The sequence below is a fragment of the Streptomyces sp. R-74717 genome (assembly GCF_047305335.1).
Lineage (GTDB): Bacteria > Actinomycetota > Actinomycetes > Streptomycetales > Streptomycetaceae > Streptomyces > Streptomyces atratus.
The window spans coordinates 8,292,497-8,312,076 of sequence record NZ_CP102361.1 but is presented as its reverse complement, the minus strand read 5'-3'; the positions used below and the strand labels follow the sequence as shown (position 1 = coordinate 8,312,076).

The following is a 19,580-nucleotide window of genomic DNA, read 5'->3' as shown; positions in this document are numbered from 1 at the left end:
CTCGCTCGTCGCGCCGCTGTCATCCCCTTCACCACCGGGCACGTCAGCGGCCTGCCGGGGGGCTGAGCACGTGGCCGCAGCCGGCACGGCGTGCTCGTGGCCGCAGCGGGGACAGGCTCGCCCAGCGGGCATGACGGTCCGCGTAGTGCGGGCTCAGCGGGTGCCCGGACTGGCCCGCGGGCAGCTCGGCGGTGACGAGGTCGTCCACCGTGACCACGACCCGGCCGGCCGCGCCGAACCCCGGGACGGCGGTGCGGACGGTGTGCAGCATCCCGGCTTGCGGGCGTGGGCGGATGCCGAGCATGGCATCCGCCCACGGCGCGAGAGAGGCGAGCGGATGCTTGAGGCCGACCCTGTTCAGGCGGCCCCATTTCTGCGGGCGTTCGCGCAGTGCCGCCGTCACGCAGTCGGCGACGAAGCCGTCGACGTCGGTCGTCCCGGCGGGCAGCAGCGCGCAGTCGCGCGCGTTGAGGATCGCGAGCAGCGGTCGGTCGAAGTCCCGGAACGGGAAGCGGAACGCGGGTTCGTGCTCGCGGCAGACGGCGACATACGGTGCGAGGACGCGCCGGGCGAGGACGTCGCGCAGTCGCACGAGGACGCCGAAGGCGCGGGAGTCGGTCGCGGCGGTACCGTCCCACTCCTTGAGCAGGGACCGGGTGGGGTCGGTGGGCCGGAGCGCGGCGACCGCGAGGTCACGGTAGGGCAGGTACAGATCAGCGGCGATGTCGTGCTGCAGTGCGTGCATGCCGGCCGCATCGTGCCGTTCGGTCGCGCTGAGGACTTCGCGGATGCGGCGGGCTCGATGGCCGGGGTCCAGGTCGAGGCCGATCCGGAACTCGTCCTCGGGCAGGGCGGCGTCGTTGGCTGAGACAAGGATGCCGTCGGCGGGATCCACGACCCGCGGGCGTTCCGGTCCGGTGAGGTGGCCGTCGGCGGGTTCGGTGCGCGAGGTACCGGCCGGACGGCGGGGCAGCAGACCCGTCGCCAGGTGCGCCATCCGCTCCCGGTCGGTGACGAGGACGTTGAGGGCGACGCCGTGTGCGTCGTCGAGGACCGCGACGGCCTCGTCGACGTTGGTGGCGTGGGCGAGGCGGTGGAACCGCAGGTCGGCGGCGCGGGGGTCGTGCCCCGCCCAGCGGACGGCGATCTTCTCGCCGCACAGCGGGGTTTGCGAGACCGGCATCGTGCCGTCGGTGGAGATATCCACGGTGGCCGGTCGGCGGCCACGGATGCGGACGTGTTCCGTCCTGGTGTGCACGCCGTCCTGACCGGCGGGGACCAGGTCGAGCACGTCGGCGGTGAGGTTCGTGACGCCCCAGGCGATCCGCCCGTTGGTGCCGGTGAGCACGACCGGCAGGCCGGGGCTCGCGAGGCCGCGCAGCCGGGTGCCGGGCCAGGCGAGGTCGACCTCGTAGAGGACGTTGGGCAGGCCGAGCGCCAGGTGCAGGTCGCAGGCGAGCAGCGGCTCGTCTCCCGTGGCGACCCAGCAGTTGGAGCCGGCGACGGCGCTGTCGAGGGCGACGAGGTCAAAGGCTCCCACCTCGCCGCGATGGCGCGCCAGGCCGGCGGGCAGGGCCGGAGTTCCGCCGCCGGGCAGGAGGAAGTCGGCGATGGGTCCGGGCAGCGCGCGGCGCATGACCGCCTCCGCCCGCTTGGCCTCCTCGTTCCAGGACAACGAGTGCGACAGCACGAGCGCGGTGAGCACGCTGTCCTCCACTTGCCACGGCTGCGGCTGGTAGGACAGGAACCGGCACTCGAACGGGGTCTCGTGCGCGAAGGCGGCGTTGACCCCGTCGGCGAACGCGGTCAGCAGCTCTCGCTCCGGCTCGGCAAGCTTCTCGGTCGCGGCGTGGGCCGCGGCGGCGAGCCCGAGGTGGCGGTACACGGTGTCCAACGGCAGGGCGGTGCGGCCCCACACCTCCGCGAGCCGGCCGCTTCCGGTGCGGCGCACGAGGTCCAGCTGGAAGCCGCGGTCACGCGCCATCGTGTAGCCGAGCGCGCGGACCGCGTCGTGGTAGGTCTGCGCGGTGATCCGGGTGACGCCGTCGCCGCCGCACTCGGCCCGCACCGGTGCGGTCAGCGTGGGCACCTCGACGTCACCAGGACAGCGTGGCGCCGAGTCCTTGAGGGCGCGCAGCATCCGTCGCTCAACTGCGACCCGGCCACAGTTGCGGTGCACGTAGCCTGCGATACCGGCCGCGCCCGCGGCGAACACGGCCGCCGACATCCACGGCCACGCGAGCACAGCACCCGCGAGCAGCACGGTGGCCGCGCCCGCGGCGCCCACCACCCGGGCTGTTGGCAGCAGCAACAGGCGGCGCATGCGCGGACGGTGAGCCGGGCACGTTGTCACGAGGCCTCCAGAAGGGCTGTGGCGGTGGTCCGTACGGCGGTCGTGATCGCGGCGAGCAGCTCGGCGGCCAGCTCCTTCGACGTGGTCGCAGGCTTGTAGCGCAGCTCGAACAGCAGCTCACCGCCGACGGGCGCGATACCGAGGACGAAGTCGGACGCGGTGGCCACGACCCGGGCGCCGAGCACGTCGCGTTCGGACTGGTACGGCGCGAAGACGAGGCCTTCGTCGGGTGTGACGGTGGCGGTCTCCTCCTGCGCGACGAGCATCGCCTCGAACACGGGGCCCGCGTCCGGGTGCCGGTCGCGGATCTCGGCGAGCACGTCCTCGAACGGCAGCTCCTGGTTCTCGAACGCGGCGACGCAGACCTCGCGGGCCTGCCGGCTGACCGCGACCGGACCGGTGTCGCCCAGCCGCATGCGCAGCACGACCGTGTTGGCGACGAGCCCCACGACCTCGTCCAGCCCCGGCTCGACACGGTTGGCGAGCATGGTGGCGACCCGGATGTCGTCCTGGCCGCTCCACGCCCGCAGCGTCGCCGCGTACGCGCCGAGCACAAGCATGAAGTCGGTCATGCCGTGCTTGCGCGCCGCGGCTCGGACCGCGCGCATGTCGTCGGCCGCGAGCGTCGCCCTGGTCGACGCCGACCGCAGGCGCTGCACGAACGACGCCGTGCCCAGCTCGGCGAAGCGGCTGCCAGGGGTGTCGGCGAGCGCGGACCACGGTGGGGTGAGCCGGTCGAGCCAGTACTCCCGCTGCCGCGCCGCCTCGCCGGTGGTGAGCCATTCGGCCCGGTCCTCGGCGAGCCAGCCGCTGCCGCGTGGGACCGGCCGGGGCGCGGGTGCGCCGTCGGCGGCGATCTCGCGGTAGATCCGGGTGGCGTCGGACAGCAGCAGCGTGAGCGACCAGCCGTCGCACACGATGTGGTGGATGTTCAGGAAGATGACGTGCCGGTCGGCGGCGAGCCGGTACACGGCGACGCGCATGAGCGGCGCCTGGTCGAGCGGCAGCTCCTCCCGCGCGGCGGCGGCCATGAGCTTCTCGCAGTGACGGGCCGGGTGCTCATGGGCCGTCAGGTCCTCGACGTCGACGGCGATCGTGACGTGCGGTTCGACCACCTGGACGGGGCCGTCGCCGGTGGCCTCGATCCGGGTGCGCAGCGCCTCGTGCCGGGTCACCAGCTCGGCGAAGGTCCGTTCCAGAAGGGTGATGTCGAGCGGGCCGTCGGCGCGCAGCGCGCCCGCCATGCCGAACAGCCCGACGCCGGGCAGCTGGTCGGCGATCTCCCACATCTGGCGTTGTGCGTGGGAGAGCGGGTAGCGGGCCACCGTCTCGGACGCGGTCGGCATCACGGCCGGCGGCGCCGGCGCGGTGGCACCGGCGAGAGCGTCCGTCAGGCCCGCGATCGTGGGCGCCGACATGAAGGCGCGCATCGACAGGGTGCCGTGGCGGGCCCGGAGCCGGCTGACCACCTGCATGGCGGTGAGCGAGTCGCCGCCCGCGTCGAAGAACGGCGTCGCCGCGTCGAGGTCCGTGATGCCCAGGACCTCGGCCCAGACCTCGCGGATGCTCGCCTCCAGGGCCGCACCGGCCGGCCCAGGGGCCGGGGCCGGGGCCGCGCCCGCGGCGGCCGATCGCACAGGGGTCGCGGCGGCCGTCGCCGGGGCCGGGGCCGCGCCGACCGCGTCGGCGGACCGGTCGGACGCCAGGAGCCGGGCCAGGTCGGCGATGCCGGGCAGCGGGGTGTCACGGAAGGGCCGCTCGGCGTCCTCGACGATCGCGGCGAGCGCCCTGCGGTGCACGTCCGCCGCCAGCGCCATCGTGCTCTCCGGCAGCGCCGCCCCGTCGTACTCCATCAACAGCCGCAGCTCGTGGGTGCGGACGTCAACGGTGAAGGCCGAGCTGTAGGCGTAGTGCGTGGACTCCAGCTCCTGCGCGTCCAGCAGCTCCAGGCCGCCGGCACCCACCATCCGGCGGGTGTTGTGGTAGTCCGTGAAGTTGAAGCCGGAGTCGAACAGCGGCGCCGCACCGTACCCGGCCTGGATCGCCGCGTTCGGGTACCAGCGGTACCGCATCATCTCCTGTTCCTCCTCATGCACGCGCACCGCCAGTTCCGCCCACGACCGCGCACCCGGCGCGACCCTCAGAGGAAGCTGGTTGAGGAAGAGCCCGAGCACGCGGTCGGCGTCGGAGTCCTCGGGCCGGCACGCGAACACCATGCTGGTGGCCACGTCATCGGAGCCGGTCAGCCAGGACACGACCCGCAGGTGCGCGGCGCACAGCAGCGCCTTCACCGGCACGCCCAGCCGGGCGGCGACGGCCCGCAGGGCACCGAGCCGGCCCGTAAGGTCCACGTGGAACTGCCGCATCACGGGCGCGCCCGACCGCTCCGGCGCGATCAGCCGGGCCGGGCCGGCGGTGCGCTCGGTCCAGAACTTCCGCTGCTCCTCGTCGGCGAGCGCCGCCTGTTCCAGCGCCACGTAGTCCCCGAGGGTGGTGCGCGGGCGCGGCTGCGGCGCCGCCGTGCCCGTGTCGAGCAGCTCGCGGTACCGGGCGTGCAGGTCCTCGAAGAAGACGTTCACCGACCAGCCGTCGAGGATGGCGTGGTGGTGGGTGAAGATCAGCTGGTAGTCGGTCGCGGACGTGGTGAGCGCCACGAGCCGGAACGGGGCCGGCCGGGACAGCTCGAAGTCCTCGGCGATCTCCCCCGCCACGACCTGCCGGATCCGTTCCGCCTGGGCGTCGGCGTCGAGCCCGGTCAGATCCTCGAACGTGATCGGCACGGCGACCCCGGTGTGTACCCGCTGCACCGGGCCCAGCTCGTTGGCGAAGTCGAAGCTGGTGCGCAGCACCGGATGGGCGTCGGTGACGGCCTGCGCGGCCGCGCGGAATGCGGCCGGGTCCAGCACGCCGCGCACCCGGTAGCTCAGCATGATGTGGTAGACGCGGGCGTCGGGCGCCATCTCCTGGTGGTACATCATCCCGGACTGCAGGGCGGTCATCGGGTAGGCGTCGACGACGTCCGGCGGGAAGGCGACGCCGGCCGGCAGCCCCGCGAACGGCTCGCGGACGGCACGGTCGGCGCCGGCCTCGGTCGCCCGCGGCGCGAGAGCGGCGACCGTCGGCGCGGCGTACACGTCCCGCACGGTCAGGCCCAGGCCCCGGTCCTTGGCGAGACTCACCACGCGGATCGCACGCATGGAGTCCCCGCCGGCGTCGAAGAAGTCGGTGCCGGTGTCGGCGGCGGGGTCCGCGAGCACCTCGCGGAACACCTCCAGCAGCAGGGCCTCGCGCCCGCCGGACGGGACGGCGCCCCGCCCGGTCGGCGCCGGCTCCGATGTCGTGCCCCCGGCCGCGACGGCGACCACGGCCGCGCGGTCGAGCTTTCCGTTGTTGGTCAGAGGAAGGTCGTCGACCACCACGACGGTGCGCGGCACCATGTAGCGGGGCAGCGTCGAGCGCACCGCCGCCAGCAGCTCCGCCGGCTCGGGCGTGGCGCCGGCCTCGGGGACGACGGCGGCCACGAGGTGCGCGCCGCTGCTGTCCGTCGTGACGGCTGCGCCGGCCGCGGCGACCCCGGGCCGGGCGGAGAGCGCCCCCTCGATCTCGGCGAGCTCCACCCGGAAGCCGTTGACCTGCACCTGCTGGTCGCGGCGGCCGAGGTAGGCCAGGGTGGTGCCGTTGCGCCGGGCGAGGTCGCCGGAGCGGTACATGCGGGCGCCCGGCATCTCGCTGAAGGGGTCCGGCAGGAACCGCAGCGCGGTCTCGCGCGGCCGGCCGAGGTAGCCGTCGCTGACCTGCGGGCCACCGACGTAGATTTCGCCGACGCAACGGTCGGCGACCGGGGTGCCGTCGTCGCGCAGCACGTGCAACGCGGTACCGGGCAGCGGCGTGCCGATGTCGGACTCCGCGGTCCGGGTGTCCTCGGGCCGCAGCCGGCGCCACGACGCGTGCACCGTCGTCTCGGTGATCCCGTACATGTTGACGAGCTGGGTCCGGTGCCCGATCTCCTCGTACCAGCGCTCGACCAGCCGCCGGTCCAGGGCCTCGCCCGCGAACAGCACGTACCGGATGTGCTCGGTGGCGTCGGGCCGCGCGGCGAGTGCGGGCAGCATCACGGTCAGCGCGGACGGGGTCTGGCTGAGCACGGTCACCTGCTCGCGGGCGCACAGCTCGGCGAACTCCTCCGGCTCCCACGTGGTCAGCCGCGGCACCACGACGAGCCGCCCGCCGTGCACCAGACAGCCGAACATCTCGTACATCGACACGTCGAACGAGCAGGCGTGGAAGAGGGTCCACACGTCATCGGGGCCGAGGCCGTAGCCGTCTGCGGTCGCGTCGAGCAGGCTCAGCACGTTGTGGTGGGTGACCCGCACGCCCTTGGGCCGACCGGTGGAACCGGACGTGTAGATCACGTACGCGGCGGTGTGCGCGGGCACCTGGGCGAGCGGCGCCTTCACCGGGGCGCCCACGAGTTCGGCGAGGCCGGCCCGCTCCCTGGGCACCGTGTCGTCCTCGGTGATGGTGAGCCGGGCGCCCGAGTCGGTGAGGATGTCGCTCACGCGTGCCGTCGGCCAGGACTCGTGCAGCACCAGGCACGCCCCGCCCGAGGCCATCACCCCGATGATGGCGACGACGAGGTCCAACCCGCGCGGCAACGAGATGGCCACGACGTCCCCGGCCCCGACCCCGCGAGCGCGCAGGGCCCCCGCGGTCGCCTCGATCCGCGCCCACAGGTCCGCGTAGGACAGGACACCCTCGGGCGCGGTGACGGCGACCGCGTCCGGGCGCGTACGGGCCATCACCGCCAGGCGACCGGTCAGCGACTCGTCGGCACGCGGCATCCGACCGGGCGCGGCGACCGCGCCCGGGGCGGCCACCCCGAACGGTCCGACGGCGAGCGTCGTGACCGGGGCGGCCGGGTCGGCGCCGGCCGCCGTCAGCACATCGAGGACGGTGCCGGCGATGGCCTCGACGTCCGCGTCGGCCACGGCCCGGCGGTCCGCCTCGACGTACAGGGCAAGAGTGTCGCCCTCGTCGCGGACCAGGAAGTTCAGGCCGTACTTGGCGCCGACCTGCGCCACTTCGACATGCTCGATCGCCAGCCCGGGGAAGTCGGGCGCGGGCAGCGTGGCCCCGAGGTCGGTGACGATGACGTTGAACGCCGAGCGGGAGGCCGCGACGTCCTCGGGCACGGGCGCGTGGCGGACGGCGCCCAGGACCGCCGACCGGGTCCGGCGCACCAGCTCGGCAAAAAGGGCGGGGCCGGCGTCGAGCCGGACCGGCACCATGTCGAGCAGCAGGCCGACGACCCGTTCCAGGCCGGTGCGGTCGCGGCGGGAGACCGGCATGCCGACCACCAGGTCCTCGCGCCCGGTGTAGCGGGACAGCGCGACCGCGACCGCGGTGGAGACCACGGTGAAGACGCCGGCGCGAGCCTGCCCGGCGATCCGCCGCACGGCGGCGGTGGTGTCGGCGGGCACGACCACGCGGTGGGCGTGGCCACGCTCGCCGCCGGCGCCGTCGAGCGGCGGGGGCAGCGGGAGCGCGCCCAGCGACGCGTCGTCGAACTGCTCCCGCCAGTACCGGCGGGCCGCGGCGAGATCGGCGTGGGCGACCCGGTCGGCCTCCCAGCGGGCGAAGTCGACCACGGGGACGGCGTCGCCGAAGGGCGGCGGCTGCTGCCCCGCGGCCCGGCTGCCGTAGCAGCGCGCCAGGTCGTCCAGGAGCGGGCCGAACGACGCACCGTCGGCGATCACGTGGTGCAGCACGAAGAAGAAGACATGGTCCAGCGGCGCGAGCCGGAACAGGCGCATCAGCACCGGCGGGGCCGTGTCCAGGGCCAGCGGCAGGTCGGTGAGGCGCGCGCACTCGGCCAGGCACGCGTCCATGCCGGCCGCGTCGACCACCGTCAGCGGGGGTTCCACCGAGGGCAGGATCCGCTGCCGCGGCTCGCCGTCCGTCACCGGGAAGACGGTGCGCAGCGAGGGGTGCCGCTCGTGCAGGTCCCGCAGCGCCGTGACGAACGCGTCCCGGTCGAGCGGGCCGCGCAGGCGCAGCGCCCCGCACAGGTTGTAGGTGCCGTCCTCGGCGAAGTACGAGGTGGCCCACAGCGAGCGCTGAGCGGCAGTCAGCGGCCCGGTGTCCCCTCCGAGCGCCGGGGGCCATGTCAGCCTCTCGCGCCGGCCGATCAGGCCGACGAGGTCCTCACGGTGCCGCTTCATCTCCGCCAGCAGCTCGGACGGCAGTTCCTCGCCCCGGCCGCGGTAGCGGAGCCGTCCGTCGTCGAGGGTCAGGGCCACTCCGAGGTCGTCCAGGCGACGCAGCACCTCCCGCGCGCTCACAGCTCTCCCTCGAACACCGGCTCGGCGGCCGGGCGGTCGGCCCGCAAGCGGTCCAGCTCGGCGGCAACCTCCTCGACCGTGCCCAGCTCGAAGAAGTCCTCCAGCGCGAGCTCGACACCGGTCACCTCGGTGAGCCGGTAGAGCACCTGCACGGCCAGCATCGAGTGGCCGCCCAGCTCGAAGAAGTCCCGGTCGACGGCCACCGTGTCCAGCTCCAGCAGCTCACACCAGACCTCGGCGACCTGATCCTGTGTCGACACCTTCATCACCTTTCGCCGAAAGTCAGTACCGCGTCGGGGTCGGCCGCGCCGGCGCGCAGCACGTCGGCCAGCGCCTTTGCCCAGGTCGCGACGGTCGCGGTGTCGAGCGTCTCCGGCCAGAACAGGACCTCCAGCCGCAGCCGGTCGGTCTCGCCGGAGACGTCGATCATCAAGTCCAGGTCCATCACGGGGTCCGCCAGCTCCCGCGGCACGACACGAAGGTCCCCGAGCCGCATCCCGGTGCGCCACGCGCCCTGATGGGTGACCTTCACCTGGAACAGCGGGAACCGGCCCGCCTGGCGCGGCGGGTTCACCGCCGCGACCAGCTTGTGGAACGGGAGCCGGTCGTGTTCCTGCGCGCCGAGCACCTGCCGCCGGGCCAGGTCCAGCAGGTCACCGAAGGACGGGGCGGCGCCGGGCGCAAGCCGGACCGGCAGCTGGTTGACGAACGTGCCGATCAGCTCCTCGCTGCCGGGCCACGAGCGGTTCACCGAGTCGATGCCGAGCACCAGATCGGGGGTCGCGGTCGCGTCCCGCAGCACGACGTACGAGGCGGCGAGTACCGCCATGAACGGAGTCGCGCCGCGGGCCCGGGCGGTCTCGGCGAGGGCCTTGGTCTCCTCAGCCGTGAGGAGAGTGACCACGTGGTCGGTCACGAAGGCCGGCTTGGCCGGCCGAGGGCGGTCGAGCGGCAGGTCGATCGCCCCCGGCGTGCCGGCCAGTTGCCCGGTCCAGTACCGCGTGCACTCCTCGGCGTCCGGGCCCGCCAGCCACTCCCGTTCGGCGGCCACGTAGTGGGAGAACGAGGCGCGGGGCATCGTCACCTCGGTGTCGCCGGCCAGTGCCCGCTCGTAGTGCTCGGCGATGTCGCGTTTGAGCACCTCCAGGGACCAGCCGTCGGCGACCAGGTGGTGCAGGGCGATGGTGAGCACGTGGTGGTCGTCGGCGACCCGCTCCAAACGGACCTTGGTGAGCGGCGGTTCAAGGGTGCGGGCGGAGATCTCGAACTCGCCCGAGGTGCCCGTCTCCAGGGCGATCTCGGCCTTGGGCCATACGGCGGCCTTCGGGACGCCGCGCTCCTGGGTGAAGACGGTGCGCAGCGGCTCGTGCCGGGCGACGACCGCCGCCAGCGCGTGCCGCAACGCGTCCTCATCGAGCGGGCCGTACAGGTCGAGCGAGAGGATCAGCAGGTTGGGCGCCTTTCGGCGGTGCAGCTGCTCGAAGAACCACAGCCGCTCCTGCCCGGATGACAGGGCGCCCGTCGCGCGCGGTTCCCCGGCGGTGGCCACGGGTTCCGCGGCCTCGATCGCGGCGAGGAGACCCCGCGGAGTCGGCCGGGACAAGAACGCCCGCAGGGACGTGCCCTCCGCGCCGAACCGGGCGCGGGCGCCGGCGACCAGGGTCATCGCCAGCAGCGAGTCACCGCCTGCGGTGAAGAAGTCGTCGTCCGGGCCGATCACGGCCACGCCGAGGGCCTCGGCGACCAGGTCGCGCACCGCGTCCAGGTCGGCGGCCCGGGCGGTGGCCGGGGCGGGGTCCTCGGACGTGTCCTCGGCGCACAGGCCCTCCAGGGCCCTGTGGTCGGTCTTTCCGGAGGTGTTGACGGGCAGTCGGTCGAGCACGGTCACCTCGTGCGGGACGAGGTAGTGCGGGGCGCCGGCGCGCACGGCGGCGGCCACGTCGGTCGGCGCGTCGAGGGTCACGAACGCCCGCAGCCGGCCGCCGGTGAACACGCAGGCGGCCGAGCGTACCCCGGGCACCCGCAGCAGCTCGGCCTCCACGTCGCCCAACTCGACCCGGTGGCCGCGGATCTTGACCTGGCGGTCGCGGCGGCCGTGGAAGTCGATGGTGCCGTCGGCGGTGCGGCTCACCCGGTCGGCGGTGCGGTACAGCCGGGCGCCGGGCATGCCGGACAGGGCGTCCGGGACGAAGGTGAGCGCGGTGCGCACCGGGTCGCCGATATAGCCGCGGCCGACGCCGGCGCCGCCGACCAGCAGTTCGCCCTCGGTGCCGGCCGGCACCTCGCGGCCCTTCGCATCCACCACGTACAGGCGGGTGTTGAGTATCTCCCGGCCGATCGACGGCCATGGCCGGGCGGCGCTCTCGGCCGCGGTCACCACGTGGTGGGTGACGTCGTCGGAGCACTCGGTCGGGCCGTAGGCGTTGACGATCGGGACGTCCGGGCAGTGCTCGTACCAGCGCTGGGCGACCGCCCCGGGCAGCGCCTCCCCGGTGGCGACGAGGTACCGCAGCGACGACAGCCCGGCCCGCAGGTCGTCGTCGAGCTGCGCGGTGAGCACGGCGAGGAAGGACGGGACGATCTCCAGCACGGTCACCCCGTGCCGGCGGACCCACGCCACCAGTTCGGTGGGCTCGGCGATGTTGCGGGGCGAGGCCACCGCGGTCCGGGCGCCGATGGTGAGCGCGGTGAGGGTCTGCCACACCGAGATGTCGAAGGACAGCGGCGCGGTGAGGCCGATGACGTCGGCGGGTCCGAGCCCCAGGTCCGCGATCTTGGCCGCCATGTGGTTGTCCATGCCGCCGTCGGCGACCATCGCACCCTTGGGGGTGCCGGTGGACCCGGACGTGAAGATCACGTACGCGAGGCCGTCGCGCGGCCGGTCCGGTACCACGTCCGAGGCCGGCTGCGGCCCCGGCTCCCCGGGCTCCGGGGCGGCGACGAGCACGCTCGGCGCCGGGTCCAGCCCGGCCACGACCCGGGCGGCGAACTCCTCGTGCCCCGGCGCGACGAGCAGGGCCCGCACGTCGGCGTCGGCACACATCCGGCGGGCGCGCCGCACCGGCACGCTCGGCTCCACCGGGACGAAGGCCGCGCCGGTGAGCAGCACGCCGAGCACCATGGCGACGTAGCCGGGGCCGCGGTCGGCGACCAGCGCCACCACGGTCTCCCGGCCGGCGCCGGCCGCCCGCAGCGCCGCGGCGTGCCGGCGGGCCAGCGCGTCCAGTTCCGCGTACCCGTGGGTGACGCCGTCGGCGACCACGGCGGGCGCGTCGGGGTGCTCCCGCCGGCACGAGGAGAACCGTTCCAGCACGGGGCTCACGATCGGTTCGGGCATGATCAGGTCCTCTCCACCAGGTCACTCACGGGAACCAGCTCGGCCAGGGAGGCGGCGTCGGCACCGACCAGCGCACGCACCGTGGCGCGCATCCGGCGGGCCAGCTCCTCGATGCCCGCCGCGTCGAACCGGCCGGTCCGGTAGCGGTAGGTCACCCGGTAGCCGCCGTCCCGCTCCTCGATGTCGACCAGCAGCGGGTAGGGGGCGGCGGCAATGTCCAGGTCGGTCGTCTCCGCCTCCAGCCCGGTCAGTTCGATGGGCCGGGAGGGCGGCTGCATCACGAGCATCACGTCGAACGGCGACCCGTCCCCGCCGACGGCCGGGGTGAGCAGCGGCGCCAGCTCCTGGAAGGGCACGTTCGCGGACCGATAGGCCCGCAGGGCACCCGCACGGACGGCGGCCAGCGCCTCGGCCGGGGAGTCGGCCGGGGACAGGTCCACGGCCAGCACCGAGACGTTCAGGAGCGGGCCGACGACCCGCCGCCACTCGGGCCGGTCACGCTGGGCGATCAGCGTGCCGAGCATGATCTGCTCGCGCTCGGCCGCCCCGCTGTGGGTGAGCGCGGCCAGCGCGGTCGCGAACACCATGTAGGGGGTGGTGCCGGTGCGGCCGGCAAGGTCGCGCACCGCGGCGGCGAGACCGGCGTCGAACGCGTCGGTGTGCTTGGCCGACGCCTCCTCGCCCGGCGCGGCCGGCACGGCCCGGTCCGGCAGCGCCGACCGCCGGGCCGGGCGGCCCGCCACGTCCCGCCACAGGGCCGCGGTCTCGCTGCGGTCGCGCCGGTCCCACCAGGCCCGTTCGTCGTGGCAGTAGTCCGCGAACCCGTAGTCGGCCGCCGGGGGCGTCCGCCGGTTGTAGCGGTCGGCCAGCTCGCGCAGGAACACCGTGACGGACCAGCCGTCGCACACGATGTGGTCGATGGTGATGAACAGACCCCAGTCCCGTTCCCCGAGCCGCGCCAGCAGCGCGCGGAACGGCAGCTCCCGGCGCAGGTCGGTGACGACTGCGGCCTCGTCCTCGACCAGTCGGTCGAAGACCGCGTCGCCCAACTCGGCCACCGGGCCGCGCAGGTCCAGGCGGGCGAGGTCGAACTCCTCGGCCGGGCGGGCGGCCCAGGTGAGTTCGCCGCCGTCGGTGGCGAACCGGGCCAGCAGCACGGGGTGCGCGGCCAGGGTCTCGCGCAGCGCCGCCTCCAGTGCCTCCTCGTCCAGGTCGCCGCGCAGCCGCAGCACCCCGGGCATGTTGTACGTCGGGGAATCGGGGTCGATCTCGCGCAGGAACCAGAAGCGCTGCTGTGCGGCGCTGGCGGGGACCGGCCGGGCCGGGTCGGCGGGGGTCCGGTCCGGCACCCGGCCGGCGGTCGCGGGATCGGCCGCGCGCACGGCGCCGACGAAGTCACGCAGCCGGGGGTTGGCGAACACGACGTCGACCACCAGCCGCACGTCGAGCAGCGCGTTGACCCGGTCGATCATGGCAAGCGCGAGCAGGGAGTGGCCGCCGAGCTGGAAGAAGCTGTCGTCCCAGCCGATCGTGTCGAGCTCCAGCAGGTCCGCCCACAGGGTCCGGACGGTCGCGGCGAGCGGGTCGTCCAACTCGGCCGTGGCCTGGGTGGCCGCCGGCGTCGTGAAAGACAGCGACCGGTAGTCCACCTTCCCGTTCTTGGACCGGGGCAGCCGGCCGAGTTCGGCGATGATTGTCGGGATCATGTGCCGGGGCAGCAGGTCGGCGAGGACGGCGCGGAACCGCTCGTCCTCGCCGAGGTCGAGCACCGCCGCCGGGCCCTCCGGCCCACCGGGGCGGGACACGTACCCGACGAGCGAGGCACCCGCCGGCCCGTGGTGGACCTTCACCGCGGCCTCGAAGACGCCGGGGCACCGGCGCAGCGCGGCCTCGACCTCGCCGACCTCGATCCGCTGGCCGCGGATCTTGATCTGGGTGTCGGCGCGCCCCAGGAACTCCAGGTCGCCGTCGGCGTTGACGCGGCCGAGATCGCCGGTGCGGTAGAGCCGCCCACCGGGGGTGGCCGCGTACGGGTCCGGCACGAACATCTCGGCGGTCCGCCTCGGGTTGCCCCGGTAGCCGCGGCCGACCGCGCCGCCGCCGACGTGCAGCAGGCCGACCACACCGGGCGGCACCGGCCGCAGGTGCTCGTCGAGGACGTGCACGGTGGTGTTGGCGAGCGGCCGGCCGACCGCGGTGGTCATCGGCGCATCGGGTCCGGTTGCGCACAGCCCCGCGGTGACGTCGTCGGTGCACTCGGCCGGACCGTAGGCGTTGTGCACGGGGATGCCGGGCAGCTCCCGTACGCAGCGCCGCAGCACGTCGTGGGTGAGGGTCTCGCCCGTGGACAGCATCACCCGCAGCGCGCCCGGGGTCGCGGCGAAGCCGGCGTCGAGCAGCGCCACGATGTTGGACGGCACCAGTTCCAGCATGGTCACGCCGCCGTCGACGACGGCCTTCAGCAGACTCGCGGGCGACTGCGAGTCCGGCTCGGGCACGATCCGCACCCGGCCACCGGTCATCAGCGGGGTCAGCAGCTGCCACACGGAGATGTCGAAGGAGACCGGGGCGGTCTGGGCCACGCAGTCGTGCTCGGTGAGCCCGAAGTGCTCGGCCATCTGCCACATGTGGTTCGTGACGCCGTAGTTGGTGGAGACGGCGGCCTTGGGAACACCGGTGGAGCCGGAGGTGTGGATGATCGTCGAGGTGGCGTGGTCGTGGCAGAGCCGCGGCGGCCGGGCGTCGGTGGCACCCGAGACCAGCTCGGCGAGGTCGAACACCTCGCGGTCGCCGAACAGGTGGCGGCCCGAGGGGCCGGCGATGATCGCGGCCGGCCCGACCGCGTCGACCATCGCCTCGGCGCGCCGGGGCGCCTCGCGGGGGCTGATGGGCACGTAGGCGCCGTCGGCCTTGTGCAGGCCCACCAGCGCCACCAGGTAGTCGGCGGACCGGTCCGCGCTCATCACGACGGTGCGGTCCGTGGCCACGCCGGCGGCCCGCAGCCGCTCGGCCACGTGGTTGGCGCGGGCGTCCAGCTCCGCGTAGGTCAGCTGGACCCGGCCGTCGTCGACCGCGACGCTGTCGGGGGCGCGGTCGACCCAGCGTTCGAAGGAGTCGAGGTAGTTCTCCGGGCGCGGCACGTCGGGGCCGGTCCCCCGGGCGACCAGCGCGGCGGCTTCGTCCTCGGCCAGCAGCGGCAGTGGGCCGGTCGTCCCGGCGCCGATCCCGGCGAGCAGCACCGGCAGGGTGCGGGCCACCAGCTCGGCCCGGTCGCGGGAGACCGTGGCGGAGTCGTACTGGAGCTGGAAGTCCAGCACGTCGTCGCGGATCGCCACGTTCAGGCCGAGGTCGGACTGTGTGGTGTGGTCGGGGACCGAGTGACCGTGCAGGGTGACGGCGCCCGCCGGCAGCTCGGCGTGCTCGTCCCCGGTCACGATGCCGGCCGCGCCGGGCAGGGACGCCGTGTAGCAGGTGAACATGGCCTGGAAGATCGTGGCCGTCGCGGTGTCGCGGTCGGGGTTGACCAGCCGCACGATGTCGGACAACGGCGTGTCCGCGTGGTCCAGCACGTCGAGGACGTGGCGGTGGGTGGCAGCGGCGAACTCGGCGAACGGCACCTCGGGGCGGTAGGCGGAGCGCACCGGCACCACGTTGACGAGGTAGCCGACCCACTCGGCCAGGGACCGGTCGGTGCGGCCCGCGGTGGGCACGCCGACGATCAGATCGGACTGGCCCGACAGCCGGTGCAGCAGCACCTGGTAGGCGGCGAGCAGCAGGTTGTGCAGGGTCAGCCCGTGCTCGCGGGCGTACCCGGCCAGCGGGGCGCCAGGCACCTGGAAGGCCAGGGACTCGCGGGGCGCGCCGGCATCGGGCAGGCCGAGGTCGGGCAGGGTGAGGGTGGGCAGTTCGCCGTCGAGTTCGGCCTGCCAGAAGTCACCGTGGTCGCGGGGCGCGGCCGGGGCGGGCACCGGGCGGGGGGCCGCCTGCTCGCCACGCAGTTCGGCGGCCAGGTCGGCCACGACGATCGCGAAGGATGACACGTCGCACACGATGTGGTGCAGGGACAACGCGAACAGCCAGTCGGTCTCGCGACGCAGCAGTGCGGCCCGCAGCGGGGTACCGGAGCCGAGGTCGAACGGGCCGGTCGCGACGTCGCGGTACCAGGCGGCCACCCGCTCGGCGGGCCAGGCGCGTCCGTCGGTGACCTCGACGTCGGGGGCGGTCGTGTCGCGCACCTCGGCGTGCGGGGCGCCGTCGCGCGTGGTGATCGCCACGCGCAGGCTCGGGTGGCGGGCGGCCACGGCTTGAAGTGCGGCGTGGAAGGCGTCGGGGTCGACGGTCCCGGTGACACGGAACGCGCGCGTCACGTTGTAGTCGCCGCTGTCCGGCACGGCCCGGTGCAGGAACCACAGGGCGCGCTGGGCGGGGTTGAGCACGTAGCCGCCGGTCGGGGCGGCGACGGGAGCGGCCGGCGCGGTCGGGGCGGCCGTGGTCGCCGCGGCGGCGAGCTCGGCAATCGATTCTGCCCGCAGGGCCGCGGTGGGCGCCAGCTCGACCCCGAGTGCCTCCTCCAGGTTGTGGCGCAGCCGCACCGCGGTCAGCGAGTCGGCGCCGAGGTCGGCGAGGGAGGCGTCGGCCGACGGCGGCTCGGGCAGGCCGAGCAGGGCCTCGATGTGAAGGCGCAGCGCGTCCGTCAGGGAGTGGCCCGTCAGCAGGTCCGTGAGCGAGGAGGTGCGCCCGCTCAGCGTGTCGTCGAGGAGGACGGGCAGGTCGCCGTCGAGGTACCGGCGGCGGGCTGCGTAGCGCTGGACCTTGCCGCTGGAGGTCTTGGTGATGGTGCCGGGCGGCACGATCAGGACGGTGCGGGCAGTGACACCGTGGACGCGCGACAGCGTGGCCCGCACCCTCGCGGCGATCTCGGAGTACCGCTCGGGCGGGGTGTGTGCGCCCACCTCCTGGCACACCACGACCGCTTCGTCGTCGTCGTGCTCGATGCCGAAGACGGCGCACCGGCCGGGCCGGACCTCCGGGTGGCAGGTGCCGGCGTCGGCCTCCAGGTCCTCGGGATAGACGTTGCGGCCACGCTGGACGACAAGGTCCTTGGCACGGCCCACCACGAACAGCTCGTCGCCGTCGCGGAAGCCGAGGTCGCCGGTGCGCAGGAACGTCCCGAAGGTCTGCCCGCCCCAGTAGCCGGCGCCATTGCTGCCGCCCGCGACAGCGATCTCGCCGACCTGCCCGGTGTCGACTTCGGTGTCGCCGTCACGGTCGAGCACCCGCACGTCGGCGTGGTCGGGCAGCCGGTAGGCGGTCAGCTCCCGGCCGTCGTCGAAGGTCCGGGAGGCGGTGGGTGCGACGGTCGTGACGAGCAGGGTCGCCTCGGCGAGGCCGTAGCAGGGCAGATGCGCCTCGGGCCGGAAGCCGGTGTCGCGGAAGGTCTCGGTGAAGGCCCGCAGGGTGCGGGGGTAGACCTGAGCCGCGCCGTTGAACGCGACGCGCCAGCCGGACAGGTCGAGTCCCGCCTTCTCCTCCTCGGTCACCTTGCGCACGCACAGGTCGTAGGCGAAGTTGGGGCCGCCGCTGATGTCGGCGCCCTCCTCGCTGATGGTCTCCAGCCAGCTCGCCGGGCGCCGGATGAACGACAGCGGGTCGAGGATGACGCCCTTGGCACCGGTGTACAGGGGCTGCAGCATCGCGCCGATGAGGCCCATGTCGTGGTGGAGGGGCAGCCAGCTGACGATCGTGGAGTCCGCCGTGACGCCGAACGACCGCTGGATGGCAGCCTCGTTGTGCATCAGCGCACCGTGGGTCACGACGACGCCGCGGGGCGTGCTGGTGGAGCCGGAGGTGTACTGGAGAAAGGCGACGTCGTCGGCGGCCGCGAGCGGCAGGTCCGTGCCGTCGTCAGCGGTGAAGGGCTCGATCAGGTCGGCGAGCAGCCAGTCGTGGGCTGCGGCGAACGCGCGCAGCTCCGGGTCCTCGCCGGCGGCGGCCAGGTCCCGAACGAACGACAGGGACACGACGAGCGATACGTCGCAGTCCCGGGCCACGTTCAGCACCCGCCGCCGCGCGCTCTCGTCCATCGGCAGCGGCACGGGCACGGCGATCACGCCGGCCGCGAGGCAGCCGAGGAAGGCGGGGGCGAACTCCGGCGCGGTCGGGAACAGCAGCAGCACGCGCGCGCCGGGCCGCACCCGCTCGGTAAGGGCGCGGGCCACGGCCTGCGACCGGCCCCACAGCTGCCCGTAGGTCAGATCGGCTCGCGGGCCGCCGCCGACTGACGCGATCGACAGCGCCGGCTTCTCGGACGAGTCCTGCGCGTGTTCGGCGAGCCGTGCGATCAGCCCGCCCGGGACGAACCCGGTCATTGCTTTCCCTTCCATGTGAACCGGACGGTCGCCTCACTCGCGCCGAACATGAGCCGCGGGTCGAGCAGGCGGGTGCCGGCCGGGTCGATCGCGAAGTCCAGGGTGGAGTCGAGCAGTTCACGCAAGGCGATGCGGATCTCCAGGCGCGCCAGCGGAGCGCCCAGGCAGTAGTGGATGCCGTGGCCGAAGGCGATGTGTGGGTTGTGCGAGCGCTCGATGTCGAACACGTGCGGGTCGTCGAAGACCCGCGGGTCGCGATTGGCGGCTGCGATCCACACCGACACCGACTGCCCGGCGGGGATCTCGTGCCCACCGATCACGACATCCCGGATGGTCTTTCGTTCCACCCGGGTGGTCTCCGAGCGGTACCGCATGACCTCGTCGATGGCCGAGTCCAGGAGTTCGGGCCGGGCCCGCAGCTCGGCGACGGCCTCCGGGTGGCGACCAAGGACGATCATCGCGTTCACGAGGGTGATGGTCGCGGCCTGCCCGGTGGACATCAGCAGCGCGACCAGCCCGGCTGTCTCGTCGTCGCCGAGGCCCTCGCCGTCGATCTCGGCCGCAATGAGCTTGCTGGTCAGGTCGTCGGTGGGAGCGGCGCGCCGCTTGGCGATGAACCGGTGCAGGTACGCCTCGGCGACCTGGGTCAGGGTGAACACCTTCTGCAAGCCGTTGCCCTCGGCGCTCGGGTCGGCGAGCGCCAGGAGGCTCCTCGACCACTCCTGGAACAGCTGCTGCCCCTTGTCGGGAATGCCGAGCATCCGGGCGATGACCGTGGCCACGACCGGTGAGGCGAACTCCCGCACATAGTCCGCCTCGGCCCGGCCCCGCAGGCCGGCGAGGAAGGTCTCGACGGTCTCGCGGATCATCGGTTCGAGCCCGGCGACCCAGCGGGGGGTGAAGGCCTGGCTCACCAGGCCCCGCAGGTTCCGGTGCCGGGGCGGGTCCATCCAGGTGAGGTTGCCCGTGCGATACAGGCGCATCGGTGAGTCATCGGGCACCGGCCGCACCACGGCGTTGGAGAAGGCGCCGTGGTTGGCGAGCACCTCCTTGACCTCCGGGTAGCCGAAGACGTGCCAGCCTCCGGCACCCGGGGCCCGGGTGACCGGGTCGCGGGCGCGCAGCCAGTCGGTCAGCTCGGCCTCGTCGGCGGGCGGCGGCGTCCACACGCTCGTCGTCAC

The 19,580-nt window shown here is 74.0% G+C and carries 6 protein-coding genes; all 6 read right to left on the bottom strand.

Features of this window, described 5'->3' with window-relative positions; translation table 11 throughout:
- Positions 1 to 43: 43 nt before the first annotated feature.
- From NRF20_RS38160 to NRF20_RS38135, 6 genes are read right to left on the bottom strand one after another with little or no spacing between them, the layout of a single operon-like run.
- On the bottom strand, positions 44 to 2,323 hold the full coding sequence (locus NRF20_RS38160) for a penicillin acylase family protein (protein WP_413754051.1): 2,280 nt from the start codon (positions 2,321 to 2,323) through the stop codon (positions 44 to 46).
- 26 nt (positions 2,324 to 2,349) lie between these two features.
- Positions 2,350 to 8,694, bottom strand: coding sequence for an amino acid adenylation domain-containing protein (locus tag NRF20_RS38155; protein WP_413754050.1), 6,345 nt, complete (start codon positions 8,692 to 8,694; stop codon positions 2,350 to 2,352).
- Positions 8,691 to 8,954, bottom strand: coding sequence for a phosphopantetheine-binding protein (locus NRF20_RS38150; protein WP_398630853.1), 264 nt, complete (start codon positions 8,952 to 8,954; stop codon positions 8,691 to 8,693). Before NRF20_RS38150 ends, NRF20_RS38155 begins: the two co-directional genes overlap by 4 nt.
- Positions 8,955 to 8,959: 5 nt before the next feature.
- Positions 8,960 to 12,031: an amino acid adenylation domain-containing protein gene (locus tag NRF20_RS38145; RefSeq protein WP_413754049.1), complete on the bottom strand. Its 3,072-nt coding sequence runs from the start codon at positions 12,029 to 12,031 to the stop codon at positions 8,960 to 8,962.
- Between the two features lie 2 nt (positions 12,032 to 12,033).
- Positions 12,034 to 18,399: an amino acid adenylation domain-containing protein gene (locus tag NRF20_RS38140; protein ID WP_413754048.1), complete on the bottom strand. Its 6,366-nt coding sequence runs from the start codon at positions 18,397 to 18,399 to the stop codon at positions 12,034 to 12,036.
- Positions 18,396 to 19,580: a cytochrome P450 gene (locus NRF20_RS38135; protein ID WP_398630850.1), complete on the bottom strand. Its 1,185-nt coding sequence runs from the start codon at positions 19,578 to 19,580 to the stop codon at positions 18,396 to 18,398. The genes NRF20_RS38140 and NRF20_RS38135 overlap by 4 nt, the downstream gene beginning before the upstream one ends.

Bases quoted from the DNA above. Each gene is read 5' to 3' on its own strand.
- NRF20_RS38160 (WP_413754051.1), bottom strand. From the start codon at position 2,323: ATGCGCCGCCTGTTGCTGCTGCCAACAGCCCGGGTGGTGGGCGCCGCG.
- NRF20_RS38145 (WP_413754049.1), bottom strand. From the start codon at position 12,031: ATGCCCGAACCGATCGTGAGCCCCGTGCTGGAACGGTTCTCCTCGTGC.
- NRF20_RS38140 (WP_413754048.1), bottom strand. From the start codon at position 18,399: ATGACCGGGTTCGTCCCGGGCGGGCTGATCGCACGGCTCGCCGAACAC.